The sequence below is a fragment of the Persicimonas caeni genome, assembly GCF_006517175.1.
Classification (GTDB): domain Bacteria; phylum Myxococcota_A; class Bradymonadia; order Bradymonadales; family Bradymonadaceae; genus Persicimonas; species Persicimonas caeni.
Map to the genome: position 1 here is coordinate 2832392 of NZ_CP041186.1, position 14382 is coordinate 2846773.

Annotated in this window: 11 protein-coding genes; 9 read left to right on the forward strand and 2 right to left on the reverse strand. The window is 62.9% G+C overall.

What is annotated here, in order from left to right; all coding sequences use genetic code 11:
* Positions 1–59 precede the first annotated feature (59 nt).
* Together FIV42_RS10415 and FIV42_RS10420 are read left to right on the forward strand one after the other, a co-directional pair.
* Complete coding sequence (locus FIV42_RS10415; protein ID WP_141197618.1) at positions 60–503, forward strand: hypothetical protein; 444 nt, start codon at positions 60–62, stop codon at positions 501–503.
* Positions 504–633: 130 nt separating this feature from the next.
* The gene (locus FIV42_RS10420) at positions 634–1845 is read left to right on the forward strand and encodes a hypothetical protein (RefSeq protein WP_141197619.1); all 1212 of its coding nucleotides are present in this window, start codon (positions 634–636) and stop codon (positions 1843–1845) included.
* 90 nt (positions 1846–1935) lie between these two features.
* On the opposite strand, the gene FIV42_RS30100 is transcribed toward FIV42_RS10420, so the two are convergent.
* The gene (locus tag FIV42_RS30100) at positions 1936–2211 is read right to left on the reverse strand and encodes a tRNA-specific adenosine deaminase (RefSeq protein ID WP_168210540.1); all 276 of its coding nucleotides are present in this window, start codon (positions 2209–2211) and stop codon (positions 1936–1938) included.
* Positions 2212–2331: 120 nt separating this feature from the next.
* Between FIV42_RS30100 and FIV42_RS10425 the strand changes: the two genes are divergently transcribed.
* Both FIV42_RS10425 and FIV42_RS10430 read left to right on the forward strand, forming a co-directional pair.
* Positions 2332–3042: an AgmX/PglI C-terminal domain-containing protein gene (locus tag FIV42_RS10425; RefSeq protein WP_168210541.1), complete on the forward strand. Its 711-nt coding sequence runs from the start codon at positions 2332–2334 to the stop codon at positions 3040–3042.
* Positions 3043–3102: 60 nt separating this feature from the next.
* A complete protein-coding gene (locus FIV42_RS10430) occupies positions 3103–3657 on the forward strand; it encodes a Rossmann-fold NAD(P)-binding domain-containing protein (RefSeq protein WP_168210542.1) in 555 nt (184 codons plus the stop codon).
* A 4-nt stretch (positions 3658–3661) separates the two neighbouring features.
* On the opposite strand, the gene FIV42_RS10435 is transcribed toward FIV42_RS10430, so the two are convergent.
* Positions 3662–3958 carry a hypothetical protein gene (locus tag FIV42_RS10435; RefSeq protein WP_141197622.1) on the reverse strand — a complete coding sequence of 99 codons (297 nt, stop codon included), beginning with the start codon at positions 3956–3958 and terminating at the stop codon, positions 3662–3664.
* Positions 3959–4912: 954 nt separating this feature from the next.
* Between FIV42_RS10435 and FIV42_RS10440 the strand changes: the two genes are divergently transcribed.
* From FIV42_RS10440 to FIV42_RS10460, 5 genes are read left to right on the forward strand one after another with little or no spacing between them, the layout of a single operon-like run.
* Complete coding sequence (locus tag FIV42_RS10440; RefSeq protein ID WP_141197623.1) at positions 4913–10699, forward strand: ICP22 family protein; 5787 nt, start codon at positions 4913–4915, stop codon at positions 10697–10699.
* Between the two features lie 5 nt (positions 10700–10704).
* Positions 10705–12318 carry a MotA/TolQ/ExbB proton channel family protein gene (locus tag FIV42_RS10445; RefSeq protein WP_141197624.1) on the forward strand — a complete coding sequence of 538 codons (1614 nt, stop codon included), beginning with the start codon at positions 10705–10707 and terminating at the stop codon, positions 12316–12318.
* The gene (locus FIV42_RS10450; protein WP_141197625.1) at positions 12315–12929 is read left to right on the forward strand and encodes a hypothetical protein; all 615 of its coding nucleotides are present in this window, start codon (positions 12315–12317) and stop codon (positions 12927–12929) included. Before FIV42_RS10445 ends, FIV42_RS10450 begins: the two co-directional genes overlap by 4 nt.
* On the forward strand, positions 12926–13561 hold the full coding sequence (locus FIV42_RS10455) for a hypothetical protein (protein ID WP_141197626.1): 636 nt from the start codon (positions 12926–12928) through the stop codon (positions 13559–13561). Before FIV42_RS10450 ends, FIV42_RS10455 begins: the two co-directional genes overlap by 4 nt.
* Positions 13558–14070 (forward strand): hypothetical protein, encoded by a 513-nt coding sequence (locus FIV42_RS10460; RefSeq protein ID WP_141197627.1) that lies wholly within the window; start codon positions 13558–13560, stop codon positions 14068–14070. Before FIV42_RS10455 ends, FIV42_RS10460 begins: the two co-directional genes overlap by 4 nt.
* Positions 14071–14382: the final 312 nt, after the last annotated feature.

Genomic DNA, 14382 nt, shown 5'->3' on the forward strand with positions numbered 1-14382 from the left:
CCGCCCCACCCCGACTAAAACATCCCTCCAACCCGACATCCCATCGCCCCGAGCGGCCCATGACCACCGAAGCCATCAAAGACGAAATGCGCCGCATCTTCGGCGACCTCGAAGACATCGAGATCTACGACGACGAAATGCCCCTGCTCGCCTCGGGCGACGTCCCCGACGACATCGTCGCGCTGGTGACCTGTTTTGAAGAGGATAAATACTTCAACGGCGAAGAACTCACCGGCTCACTCCACCAGATGCTCTACGGCGCCTGGGGCTTCGACGAGACCAACGGCGACTTCGGCATGCTCGCCGACATGATCGAGTCGGGCGGTGTTCCCGAAGGCACCTACGAAATCGGCGAGCATTTGGTCGTCGACAGCACCGGCGCCTTCGGCACGGGCGAACCGGGCGCGGTCTACGTCGTCTCGTCCGACTACGCCCTCGACGACCCCAAGCACCTGGGCGACTCCATCCTCGACTTCCTCGAGCAGATCGACCCCGTCGTTTAGACCGAGCAACGCGAAGGGGGGACGGGGGACCCCAGCACGCCTCCCCTCCTTGAACCGGCTCCACCATCCCGCTATAAAACCGCATCTTATCAACTTTGTTGTCGCACACGCTCCACGCAGGGGACGAAACATGAAATCGCACGCATTTGCCGGTTCGATCGCGCTCGGCATCGCGCTGATGGCCATGACAGGCTGCACGAGCTCCAACACCGACCTTGGCTGCGTCACCGACCAAGAGTGCAAAGGCGAGCGCATCTGCGGCGCGGCCGGCCGCTGCGTCTACCCGAGCGGAGGCGGCGGCAACAACGACAACAACACCGTCGCCGACGCGGGCGCCGACACGACCTCCGACGCGAGCACGCCCGGCGACACGGGCGGCTCGGATGAGCGCGACGCCATCGCCCTCGACACCGGCGGCGACGTCCCCACCGCCGACGTCGCCCAGGACGCCCCCGCGACCGACCCCGATGCCGCCGACCCCGGCGACGCCGACCCCAGCGACGCCGACCCCATCGATGCAGACAGGCCCGACACCGACCCCACCGCCTGCCCCACCGCCCAGATCCTCACGCGCCTGCAGGGCCAGACCACCTGGCAGACGGGCGACGTCTCGGCGCTCCCCCTGCAGACCATTGAATTCGACGCCACGGCGAGCGGCCACGTCACCGCCCACGAGTGGACGATCACCGCTCGCCCGCAGGGCTCGACGCAGCGTCTGCTGCCCAGCAACACGGTCGCCCAACCGCGCCTCTTCCTCGACCTGGCGGGCACCTACGACATCGACCTGACGGTGACCAACCACGACGCCCCGTCGGCCTGCACCTCCTCGGCGAGCGTGACCATCACCGCCACGCCCTCCGACGACGTCCAGATCTCGCTGACCTGGGACACCCCCGCCGACTCCGACCAGACCGACAACTTCGGCACCGACCTCGACGTGCACTACCTGCACCCCAACGGCCGCTGGGACGACCCGCCCTGGGACCTCTTCTGGCGCAACCCCGACCCCAACTGGGCCGACCAAAACCTCGACACCGACGACCCCAGCCTCGACATCGACGACACCGACGGCGCCGGCCCCGAGCACGTCAGCCACTCGAACCTCGAGCAACTGCGCTACCGCGTGGGCGCCTACTACTACTCGGACAACACCCTCGACCAATCCTTCGCCACCGTGCGCATCTACCTTCAGGGCACCCTCGCCTACGAAGACGCCAACAAAGAGATGCCCCGCACCGGCTCATTCTGGGACGCCGCCATCATCGACGCCACCGACCCCACGAATATGCAGGTCACCCCCGTCGACAACATCTACGCAGGCTTCCCGAACAACACCCCCTAGGGCCAGCCCGACATCCTCCTCTCCGCCCGTAGCGAAGCGAAGGGCTGGAGAGGACCGAGGAGAGGCCCTGTGCAAACCTTACTTGCCTCTTCACACACCACACAAAAAGGGGAATATTACCGCACTGGCGACATGCTTCGGCGCGCTCATCGCGCAGTGCACCCCGCTGGTACACATCGTCGCCTGCGCCCGCTCCTCGGCGCTCAAGTGCCGCGACGCCGAACTCGCCAGGGCGAGCTCCGGATGCGCGGTGACGTCACCGACGACGAGCAGCGAGCCGAACGGGTCGTCGCCACGCTCTACGGCCTCGGAAGCGACTTCGATGCAACGGCGAAGGTGGTCTTGATCGGTCAATGTGATGGGCATGGCGTGCATCCTGATTGGAGTACTTCGAGTATTGCTCCGAGTCAGTGCTTTCTGCGCTGGGTGCCAAAGCTTATACTCTTCAATGTCCGCACAGAAACGCCTCTACTAACACCGCAACCCATGAAGTCAGGAATCATCCTCATTGCCGCCGCCGCAGCCACGCTGGCCTGCGCCTGCACCACCGTCGAAACCGCCACCGTCGACTACCGCGAAGGCGGCAAGATGGCCGTCTACGACTTCGCCATCGACGACGGCCACACCCTTCACGGCCCGTATCGATACTGGTCGGCCGAAGGCCAACTGCTCACCGACGGCCACTACGAAGACGGCTTGCGCCACGGCGCCTGGACCGAGTGGTACCAGAACGGCCAGAAGCGCTTCGAGGGCCGCTACGCCCACGGCGAGCGCGTCGGCAAATTCACCCACTGGCGCTCCGACGGCCAGCGCACGCAGGTGGTCGACTATCGGGACGGCAAGTCTGCCCCCGTCGAACTCTACACCTACGTTCGCGACACAAGTTCGGATGGCGGTGCCGGGAAAATCAGCGACGACGCGCTGACAAAGGCCATCCGCAGCTTCATAAACCGCATCCAGAGCTGCTACGAGAAGAGCGGACTGCGCTACGACCAGAGCATCGGCGGCAAGATCGCCTTCACGATCACCGTCGACGTCACCGGTCACGCTACCGAGGTCGTACATAAATCGTGGCTCGACCACCAACCCACCGAAACGTGTATGGTGGACGTGTTCTATCACGCCACCTACCCCAAGCCCCGGGGCGGCGAGGTCACATTCACGAAGACGTTCGTGTTAGAGGGCCGTGCGGACTGAGTTCGCGCTGCGGAAAACATAAAACGTATGCTCCGAAAACTCTCCCCAGCGCCCCGCCCCATGACACCTCCCAACCACCTCCTCATCATCGGCGGCACCGGCATGCTCGCCGCCGCCAGCAAACACCTCGTCGAACTCGCCCACCGGGCGACCCTGGTCGCCCGCGGCCGCGACGGCCTCGAGCGCATCGCCCAGAGCGGCGAGGCTCGCACACTCGCGGTCGACTACCACCACACCGACACGCTTATCAACGAGCTGCGCGCTGCGCGCCGGGAGCACGGCCCGTTCGACCTTGTATTGCTGTGGATACACTCGACCGCCGAGCCCACCTTCGACGCGGTTGTCGATTTGCTCGGCGAGCAGGTCGAGGCGTGTCGGGTTTTCGACGTGCGCGGCTCGGCGAGCACCGATCCGACGAGTGAGGTCGACCGGCGACGTGAGTATGCCAACGAGCGCGTCGATTATCGACGCGTGGTGTTGGGGTACGTGCACGAGCAGGGCGTGTCGCGTTGGCTGACCCACGACGAGATCTGTACGGGGGTGCTGCAGGCGATTGCAAACGGAGCTGAGGAGTGGGTGGTCGGCAAGGTGCGGCCGAGGGGGGCGCGGCCGTGAGCTGCTACACCGAACTCACTACCAACAGAAAGATGACCGTCGTCGCCGCCATCCAGGCGACCATCACCGACAAAGCGTTGAGCGAGCACACCTCGACCCGAAGGGGCAGGATGATTTGCAGCCACGGAACATCGACATGCGCGTACCACAGTCGATGAACAGCCCACGCGACTGCGCAAAGCACGATCACGCCCACGACCAACCGCGCCGACGAACGCCCCATCTGGGCCGTAAGGCTCGCTTTGCGTACCTGCCGCACAGCGTCGGGCTCGCGCCAGTCGATTCGCAGTTCACTGCCCATGACGGCCACTTTGGAGAGGATACGAGGTTGGGTCGTTATACCGCGGGCCGAGTTGCACCGCCACCGTCTCTAAATCCGAATGAGGCGAGGCGTGTATTCACGAAGCGCCATCCAACTCGAGTTCCACGGTTGAGCCCCGCCTGTTCCTGCAATTCTGACGCAGACATTTGTAGCACATGTAACTCTTTCGAGCGTGAGCACTTGATTCCGTAACATGCGGACTTCAGTGGCCAACTGGCGACAAGCGCCTCTTAAACCTCCCTGTTCTTCTCACGCACCCAAGAAGCACAACCCAATAATTGCCAACTTTTGTTGTTGCGCACGCAACAATCACGCAGTAAGGTGCGGCCTATAACTTTCTAGCTAGAGGGAGCAGAAGACACACCGCGAGCAACGGGTTCATGGCGCTATTCTCCCCACCTGCCCCGTTGCACTACAAGCTGTGTATTCTCCGCTGAAGCCGGATATGTGAGCGCATAATTGGAGCGTTACTCCGCCGCATTTGTCGCTCACCCGAGGTTGGTTCGCTGCTTTTGATAGCGTCCCCTTAGATTAAGATGTGGCGTGTACCTGAAAGACGCGATGCTCGTGGAAATTCGAAAGCTGTTTCAATGCATCATCGCCTTAGTCCTCTCCGCGGCGGCGGTTTCACTGCCCCGTAATGCCGCTGCCGATTGTGAGCTTGCCGAGCAAGCGGAAGCAGTGTCGGAGTCGACCATCAATTCGTTAAGCCCGGTGCAGCTTTATGACCTCAAGCACCTAGCAACGAGCTTGGACCGGGCCTCGCGCTTGTACCAACAGGACAGTAACCCCGGACAGCTCGAAACTCCCTTCAAATCGACCGCTTTGGCGGAATTTCGCCGCGATCTGAAGCGTGTCGTCACTCTCCAAACGCAAACGAGGACGAAAGCAGTCCACGCTCTACGGCAGGGGAACGCGTCCGTATTTTTCGAGGTGATCGACAAGGATGGGCTCGACGTCGACGTGGCTCCAACCGACGAGAACGGCCGTCCACATGTTGAAGTGAATCAACTGGCCGTCGAGCAAGCCTTCGTCATCTCCACTATCGGGCCGTATTTACCCGCTGACTTCGAGCATCGCGCGGACCTCGAAGCCCTCGTCGACGAGATGATCACCGCTTGGATGGACGCGTCGATCACGCTTGCCAAGCTCGAACTGCTCGCCCGCAGTCCGGCAGTGGTCGGACAGGTGTTCGAAATCGACCAAGGGTGCTTGCGACGCCAGCTCGAACGCGCCGGTCGACCTCTGTCCCGCGAGACCGCCGACGAGGCCGAAGACCTGCTGCGCGCCCTCGCCGAACGGCGTAGACTGCGCGCCAAGTACCTCGAAGCACAAGCAGAACTCGTCGAGAACGGCGGGCGCTTGGTTCGCCGAGTGGAGACACTCTACCGAAACACGGTGGGAGCTCGCCTCGCGGCCATCAACGGGTTCTATGAAGCCCTCACGTCGACCAAGTACTACGACATCCCCGCCAGCGGCAGCCCTCGGCTGCGGTTGGAGATGCTCCCGATCGAGACTGGTGACTGGCAAGGAAAGCAAACTCGCGTGAGCGCGCGGGTGAGTCTCGTCACACAGAACACGAGCCAAGTGACCTACGAGGGAGTCCAAGCGAACGGAACAGCCGGGTCGGGTAGCCCCCGCCTGGAGGCGACCCACCCCCTCGGACTGGTCGTTCACGAGGTCGCCTTTTCGTGCGCCGAGGGCACATCCAAGAGTTGTACGCTCAAACTAGATCGCTTGCCAAAGCTCGGCTTTCGGCCCCGATTCGAGCGCAACCCGGCTCAGCTTCGCCGGTTGGCGGCGGCTCTGGGGCTGCCGCCCCAGTTGGGAGTGTCCATCGCCGGAGTGGACATCACCGAGCAAATTCACGGCTCGCAACTAACCTGGAAGGCCCATGCCAAGGTGCGCATCCCGCGCCTGAGCGGAGAAGCCGAGGAGTTGACCTTGGTACTCTTCGAGCACGGTGAGTTGCAGCCACTCGAGCAGGTTCGAAGCGCCATCCAACGCCGCGTTCGTAAGGTTTTGCAGACTGACTTTTGCTCCGATCTCGGGCGTCAAGTCCTCTCGAAGCAGATCGGCGTCCAGATCGGCGACTGTTCGGCGGTGCAGTTGACCCAACAGGGGCTGAAAGCTGTAGTCACCATTCGCTGGAAGCTGCCCGACTCATCACACACGGTCGAAGTTTCAGGAACGTTGCGGATCCGCAACAACGACGGAGAAATCCAGGCGGATATCATCGAGGGAAGTATCGACGCCGATGCCCTCCGCACCGCTTTACGCGACGAACTCGAAGACCACGTCGCCGCCCTTGTCGCGGCACTACCGGCCGAGACCCTTGCCGAGATCAACCGACTGGTGGGCGTAGCGACCGCCGAGCATCGCGCGGCCCTGATCACCGACGCGCTTGCATTCGAGGCGTCCGGTCGCCTCACGCCGCCCAGGGTGTGCGCCCAGGGCAAGCTGCGCGAGGCCGACATCGGATGGGGATTCTGCGTGACGCCCGAGGGCAAGGTCACCTGGAGCACGCTGCCCGATGTGGAAGCACTCCTCGCCGCCATCCGCCGCCTCTTCGACCCCGAAGCGCTGCTGGTGCGCTCCATCGCCCACCAGAGTTGCGCAGCACTCGAAGATACCACCTTGTTCGGCGACAGCCTCGCCATCATCAGCGCGTCTTCGTCCGACTCCGCCAAAGAAGCGGGCACCCCAACTTGTCGGTTCACCGCAAAGGTGGCGAACACGCGCACCGCGCTCGACGGCACGCAGGTTCGAGGCGCGGTGAGTTGGACAGACGGTCGAGTGCGCTGGAAGACCCTGCGCCTCGAAGCACGCAACCTCGAGGAATTCCTCGACAAGCTCGTCCGCGCACGCCTCGACCAGTTCCCCGCCAAGCTGCCATTCGAACTGCGCGACGTTCGCATCGACCGCGGTATGCTGGCGTTTCACGTCTACATCGATGTCTCGGAGTTGGCCCAAGCGTTCAACGCCGGCGAGGTGCGCATCGATTTTGTAAACGGACAGATCGAGCACCAAGGCTCGTTGAGCGACCTCACCTTCAGCTTGCTCGCGGGGCAACTGCAAGCGGCGCTCAACCATCATCTGGGAGGCACCAGCCTCGAACTGGGCGATGTACGCATCGAACTGGCAGCCGAACCCGTCTCTCTGAGCATCAACGCACGAGACGAGTTCACGCTCTCGGTGACCGGTGATGTCGACTTCGACGGCGTGTTGCGCGTGCCCGTCGAGCTCCAATTGCTGCCACACATCGAGATTGCCAACCGTGATCACTTGGTCCAGACCGTGCTTCGGCGCCTGCTCGTCGGCAACCTCGCAAACCTCGGGCTCGGTTTTCTGGCCGGAGCAGATCCACCGATCAAGGTAGTCGACATCACCCCCGCCCCCGACCTGCGCCACATCGAAATCGAGTTCGATCTCGAGTTTCCCGTGTGGAAATTCAAGGTCGACCTGGACGGCCTCATTTTGAGCACGGCCGGACTGGAGTTTCCCGCCGAAATCGGCGCGCGTATTCCGGGCTATATCCCCGCCGGGCCGTTTTATCTGGCGCGGCCTGGCTTCTCGTACAACCGATTGACCGACAAGTTCTCGATCCTGACCGACATCATCTTCTCGCCGGGCACCGAGCACATCGCCAAGATCGACGCGCGCCTGACCGCCGGCTACGAGGCGGTCGCCTTTGCCCTACGTGGCACGCTGCGCCTGCTGGGGGTCATCCCGCTGTATGAGGTACGCGGCGACGTCGATTTCGAAACGGGTCGCATGGAGTTGGTCAGCGAGTCGGTGGGCTTTATCCGCAAGTTGGTGCAGTCCGACTCCAAGCTCATTGTCGACGGCTACGAGCAGACGTTCAGCCAAACCACTTCGCTGGGGGTGCTCGGCCTTTCGCTGACCCAAACGGAACTGGTCGGCGCGATTCGCGAAGGCATGTTGAAAGCCATCGACGATGTCAACCTTCTGGTCGGCCACGCCAACCTGCGTGTTCACGCCAAGCTCGACTCTTTGCGCGAGTGGCTCGGCGCGGGCAAAATCGAGCTGATGTACGGGCTGAAAGGAGGAGGGTTGGAGCTCTCGGCGCACGCCGTGGTGCTAGAGCTCACCGCGTTCGGTGTTGACATCACCATCCGCGTACCCACGCTCTCGGCGCTCACTCCAGCTGTGCTACTCGATGCAATCGACCAAATCTTCGACGTCGGCTCCCTCTGGGATGCAATCAAGAACTTCGACGGCGACATCGTCGTCGATCTCGTCGGCGGCGCCTCGGGCGACGGCGAAGTCTCGGCCCGGGTCGGCGAAGGCAATGCGACGGTCGAGGCCTCAGGTGTCACTCGCCACCCCCTCGTCGAGCGCGCTGAGGGCCAGACGAGCGAGTCGAACGAACAAGACTCGTCGGACTACGGGCAGCGTCCGGGACCAGGACCGTCCCCTCAGCCTCGCCCCGTCGACGCGGACGACGAACCGCCCTCTCCGTTCGAAGACTCGGCGCCGGTTGCAGACGAGGGTGACGAAACCGATGAAACCACTGAGGGGCAACCGGGCGAGGATCTCGGTTTTTCCAAAGAGGGAGTGCCTGTGGTGCTACGCGAGATCCCGGGCAACGACGGAGTCCATCTCTGTCAATCCGATAGCGAGTACTGTCGGTATTACTTGCCGCCCAAGGCCGCCCAAAGCCTCGGTGGAGCCGGGAGCCATGCACGCATTCTGGCCGACTTCGGCGTTTGGAGCCCCTTTCCGAACAATCGCATCTGTTTCGGGCAAACGTGCCTGCACTTCGAGCTCCCCGGTGCAGCCAACCCGGTGTACCGACGCTGGGCGCGTCCCCAAATAGATTCCCAGGGGCGACCCCATCCGGTGTTCCAGGAGCCCTTTGCGCGAGCCCTGGTCCTACTCAGCTCGAAAGCGTTGATCGTCCACCCGACTCATCGACCGCTCGGCTACTACCCCAACGGAAAGTTCGAGTGGTTCCCCTCTGGAGTCGACAAGACGGCCGGCGACCTGACGCGGTCCGTCTTCGCCGCCAAGGTCGGCACGAGAACCCGGAGAAAAGGCGCTGCTCAGCGACGATGGAACAGCGAGGATTCCGCCCTGGCGGTGCTCGAGAACTGGGTGCGCGACCTCGAACTGACCGAGTGGCACCCGCGCCATCAAGTCATGCTCGAAGTCACCTGCGCGAGCCAACCGACCGGAGATGCCCTGTTGTTCCTGCGCGCCAAGCGGTCCCCCGAGACCATTCGCTACGCGATCAGGTCCGCTCAAGAATTCCGCCACATCGATACCGTCGAGCAAAAGTGCTTGAAGAAAGATGCACTTACCGACGGCTGCGGGCGTTCTCTGGTGCGGTTGTGGATGCAGACGTTTCAGTACTGCGGCGATGAGACACAACCCCTGCAGATGCGCGAAGAGATCCTCGAGGAGTCGCTCTCGAAGCCTCGCCGCTACACCATCGGAGATCTTGAGGGAGAGGAGGTCTTTGCTCGGTTCGACCACGATGAGGGCCGCAAGGCAGACGCAAGATTCCTCGAGATGGCCACTACCACCATCGACCTGCACTACGAAGGGATCTTCAACTCGACGATCCGCAACCCGGCTTCGCTTTATGACCATCTGGTCGCCAATGGGAGCATCGGCAATGCGGAGATCGACCTGATCAACCACTCGGTCAGGACAGTGTTGAAAGGACTTCCAGCGCCGCGATTCGGCCGCGTCGCCGCCTGTTCGGCCAAGGGCTCGGGCAGCGGGCCGTGCAAGTACAGCTACGCGCATTCACGCCCCGGGATCACACTGAGCAAATCAACCCCGCAGGACTCCCAGACGGGCACACACCGCACCTACCGAGTCAAAGAGGGCCACGTCGAGTACGACTTGGAAGTCGACTCCACGACCTTCCGCCTCTTTGGCGGCCAACGTCTCGAGGACGCCCAGGGGAATATCAACGACCGGATGGACCACACGAGGCTCTCCGGGCCAACGCGCTTCGAGGCAATCTTACGGTTCATGTTTTCGGAGCGACAGCGTTCCGCCCACTTCCCTCAACTGCTCTGGGTCGGCCCCGACAACAGTGTGTACTTCACGACGAACCCTCGCAGCACCGACAAAGGCCAGACGCCCGCGATGCTCCACATCTTCCAGCCCGGAGAGAGTACTCCGCGACGCGTCGAGTTGGTGGCCCCCTTCCCCGGTCATATCTTGCCTGGGAGCGCAACTCCACCAACAAGCGAATCGACCTCCACTAAGTCACTCCAACCACTCTGGACGCGCGACAGTGTCCCGAAAGCACTGCGTCGGGTCCACGGCAAGCTCGTAAGAGGGCTGTCGACCGACAGCGAACTGCCTCGCCTGAGCTTGGCATCCATGGGCGCTGAAGAGCCCACCGCTTGGCTGCGCCAAAACAACCAGATGATGTTCGTGCCTCCCGAAGGCACGATCGTGACCACCAAGCTGGCACTGTTGGAGAAGAATTGGGCCACCGCCGCCAAGTGCGGCCTCTTCAAGCCCGAGCTCCTGCGCCGCTACCGCGCGCGACTCGACGCACGGCCCCAGAAGTACAAAGACACGCCTACCAGCCGCTGGACGGACGCGGCGATCCCGCTGCTCATCGAGCTTGTCTCGTTGAGTCGCTGGCGAGACTCGATGCAAGTCCACCCGTCGTTCCTTCTCGCCGAACACCACCGCCAGAACCTTGTCTGTATCGGCAACGGAGATAACTAGCAGTCATGAAAGACAACGAATCCAACTATATCGATCGCTTGCGCCGGTTTCTGCTCCCACGCCGTCTCGCCTTCTACTCGGTGGTCTGGCTGCTCTTGGCTCTCTTTGTCGTCCCGTTTGCCTACGACCGCGGCGCGCGCCTCTACACCGCCAGCGTCGAGTATGCCTACCAACGTTTGAACGTGGCCATCAGCCAGGCGCCGGTGTTGACCACCGTCATCGAGAAAGACCCCACGATTCAAGGCGGCCCCAACGGCCAGGCTAAGCCGATGACCCGAGAGCTGCTTTGGCAGATCTGGCAACTGCTGGGCATCATCGAAAACGACGTCGCCCCCGGTGATATCGACCCGAAATTCCGCTCGGCACACGGCATTGGCGGCTCGAACGATTCGGGCGAAAACCCCGGCGTGAAGACGGATGTCCCCGGGGTGGAGCTGTTGGTCCGTTTGGCTGCCAAGGTGGGGAGGGATGGCCCGCTCGACGAGCAAGAGATTGCCGCCGCCAAGCGCCACCTCGTCCAACTGGTGGCTCGCGCCCCCTACGCGCTCGACGACTACACCGAGTGCATCGCCAGCGAGGATTTGTGGAGGAGCTCACCCGGCGAGCCCCTCCCGAAAGGCCATGTCGACGACTACAGTGGTCCGCTGTCGCTCTCCCAATGGCAGAAGGTCTACGACACGGCCGCCCCTTTCAGCTTCTCCGAGGTGACCGCCTTTTTGCAGGCCTCCTCCGATAAGATCGAGCACGAGCCCGCCTGCCAATATCCCGCCGGCCCCAGCCAGGCCTACCGGGTCCCCTGGCGAGCTGAGGCTTACTGGGGCACCTCCTATCCGGACCGAAGCGTGTTGGACACTCTCTTCGAACACTTTAGCGTCCAAGAGCACTACACGGCCCAAGCGGTCGACGACGAAGAGATCTTGGAAGAGCGCCGACAGCTCACCGAGTACGCCCGACAACTGTTGGTGCTCATCGAAGAGGACGCCGAGGTCACCAAGAGCCGCTACCACGTGAGCATCGTCTTCGGCCCCGAGCAGTGGGTCATGTGGATCTTTCTGTGTCTGATCGGCTATCTACTGCTCGCCCACCTGCTCACGGTGGTGTCGTGCTCGGGCATACTCGCCGCCCTGCGCCGACAACCCGACGATCCTCTCGTGACCGGCATGCCCTCTGATGAAAAGGTCAAGTCCTCGGTGCGCGGTCAGCTATGGCCGATTCGCTGGCTTATCGCCGCGCTGCCCTCGGTGGGCTTTATCGGAACTGTGCGTGGCATGAGCGGAGCGCTGGCCGACGCCGACGCGATCGTCAAGGCGCGCACCGCCGTCGAGCAGGCCTTTGCCATCTCGAACGTCGCCTCCACGCTGGCGCTCGCGTTTACGACCACGCTGGTCGCCCTGGTTTTCGCGCTCATCGCTTCCCTCGCCTACGAGCTAGTCATGGCCGCCGAGCGCATGGTGTTCGAATCTCGCTGGTTTGAGTGGAAACCATGCAACGAGACTGACGACGCAGCCGTCGAGACCGCCGACGCCTCCCACGAAGAGGCACCCGCTGCCGAGGGCACCCTCGCCAGCGTCGAATCGGAGAGCCAAGACGACGATTCGAAGGCCGAGGAAGAAGCATGAGCGACAGCTCCACCGAAGAGTCGAGCGATCTAGGAGCGGGCTCGACGCTCAGCTTCATCGACGTGATCACGTGCGGTTTCGGCGCGGCAATCATCTTGATGATGGTCTACAGCACGCTGCCGCGCATGGGCGAGAGCATCGCCCACGGCGGCCAGAGCGGTGGCAACGCCGCGATTCCGGCACGAGGCATCCCCGGCGACCTCGAAGACAAGCTCGGCGAGTTTACCGCTGTGCGGGTTGTCGAGGTTCGCCCGATCGACCCCGCCCACCGCTTCCCGCCTCAGACGATGAGCGCCAGGTGGTCAGGGCGCGCCACCGACGAGTGCCGCTCGTATCGCGACATCTACGAGCACACCATCGCCTTTGTCTTGCTGTGCCCCCAGGGCCTCATCACCACCGAGACGCAGACGATCGACCTCGCCCGTCAAGGAGGTGGCGTACCGGTCCAAGTACGCGCTCGCGCCTACCAGGGACCGTGGAACGCGCTCACACCCGCCGAGACCACCTGGCGCAGCTTGCCGGCGCCCAACTACGAGCGCGCCGTGCGCTTTCACATCAGCAGCAAAGAAGGCAAGCGTGTGCGCTACCGCACCGGCGGAGGACAGCCATGAGCCTGCACCGAAACAGCTCTCTGGTCAGCCTGCTCGACGTATTCAGCTGTGGTTTCGGCGCGGCGATTTTGCTCGGGTTCATCTTCTCGGTCAGCCGCGACGACGCCGAGCCGCCGACCTATATGGAGGACTTCGCCACCATCGAGGTGACCGCCTCCGATCCGCACGCCTTGCTACAATTCGTGCTGATCCCCCCGAACGGCGGCCCGCCGCTCTTCATCGATCCGAGTGACCGAGCCGGCCACGGCCGCGAGGCAGTGTTGAAGGCCAAGCAGGTGCCGGTGCCGATCACCTACTTCACCTACGGCGGCAGCCCGCAGGCCCACGGCGGACTCAAGCTGACCAATCACGAAACCGGCACGGTGTCCAACGCCCAAAGCCGGCGCTATTTGCTCTACATCACCTCGGTCATGTCCGGCCAATGGCGCCTCGGTGTGCGCTACTTCAATCGCAGCGGCGACGAACTTGACGGGGCGAATCGACACGCCGCCCTATCCCAACCGGTCGAGATCGAGCTCGACATTGATTGGCTCGGAGGCCGACTCGACAATGTCAGGTCGTGCACGACCTCCGAGCTCTACTTGGGTGAGACCACCCTCTGTACCGTAAACTTCAATGAGGAGAAGCAATGAAACGGACCATTTTCGCCATGTTACTCGTCTTGCTGTGGGCCTCGCCGGCAGCCGCCGATGACTTTTCCGAGTGGAGCTGGGTGGAGGCCAACTGGAGCCCGTGCGAAGGCGTAGGGGTTCATGGCTCCTATCGCGTCACGGCGCGCGCCAAGCTCGAAAGTGCGGGCGACGAAGTCAAGATATCGAATCTGACCGTCGTGGTTTCCATCACGCACGCCGCAGGTAAAGTCACCGCCACCGGAAAGGTTGCGGTGCGCAAAGACGGCGAGACGACGCAGACGGTCACCCTCGAGAAGCCTTGGTACCCGGTAATCGCTCCGACCCACGCCGGTCCTATGCTCACGCTCCCAAGGGTCAAGAGCTCCGAGTCACCCTCACCGGACGATGCTCAGGTGTTGACCGTCCCCAAAGGGGCCAAGCTCGAGTTCACGATCACCGCGATGGCCGACACTTCCAGCGGGGCTTGTGTGATCGGTAACAGTGAGCATGAAGTCGCGCTAGACTCCTGAACCCACGACGGAGAAACCGAGTCCGTTTCCGGAGAGTTCTATTGATCGTGCGCAGCTTGCTGACCCCATTGTCGATCTCGGTCAAGATGATCGACGACGACTTTGCGCTGCTCACGATCAACGGCGAGTGCGTCGAGACCACGAGAGGACCGGATAGACCGGTGAGGGCCAAGCCCGGCTGAATCTGGCGATACCGGCCCCCCCTTCGAACCGAAACTGAAACTCCTCATGCGAGTGCAGCCACCGTCGCAAGTCTCGCACGACCTCTCTCTGATCTTCGCACGCGGGAGAGTGAACCCAATTCACCCCGAT

Bases quoted from the DNA above. Each gene is read 5' to 3' on its own strand.
- FIV42_RS10435 (WP_141197622.1), bottom strand. From the start codon at position 3,958: ATGGGCAGTGAACTGCGAATCGACTGGCGCGAGCCCGACGCTGTGCGG.
- FIV42_RS10430 (WP_168210542.1), top strand. From the start codon at position 3,103: ATGACACCTCCCAACCACCTCCTCATCATCGGCGGCACCGGCATGCTC.
- FIV42_RS10450 (WP_141197625.1), top strand. From the start codon at position 12,315: ATGAGCGACAGCTCCACCGAAGAGTCGAGCGATCTAGGAGCGGGCTCG.
- FIV42_RS10460 (WP_141197627.1), top strand. From the start codon at position 13,558: ATGAAACGGACCATTTTCGCCATGTTACTCGTCTTGCTGTGGGCCTCG.
- FIV42_RS10415 (WP_141197618.1), top strand. From the start codon at position 60: ATGACCACCGAAGCCATCAAAGACGAAATGCGCCGCATCTTCGGCGAC.
- FIV42_RS10455 (WP_141197626.1), top strand. From the start codon at position 12,926: ATGAGCCTGCACCGAAACAGCTCTCTGGTCAGCCTGCTCGACGTATTC.
- FIV42_RS10445 (WP_141197624.1), top strand. From the start codon at position 10,705: ATGAAAGACAACGAATCCAACTATATCGATCGCTTGCGCCGGTTTCTG.
- FIV42_RS10420 (WP_141197619.1), top strand. From the start codon at position 634: ATGAAATCGCACGCATTTGCCGGTTCGATCGCGCTCGGCATCGCGCTG.
- FIV42_RS30100 (WP_168210540.1), bottom strand. From the start codon at position 2,211: ATGCCCATCACATTGACCGATCAAGACCACCTTCGCCGTTGCATCGAA.
- FIV42_RS10425 (WP_168210541.1), top strand. From the start codon at position 2,332: ATGAAGTCAGGAATCATCCTCATTGCCGCCGCCGCAGCCACGCTGGCC.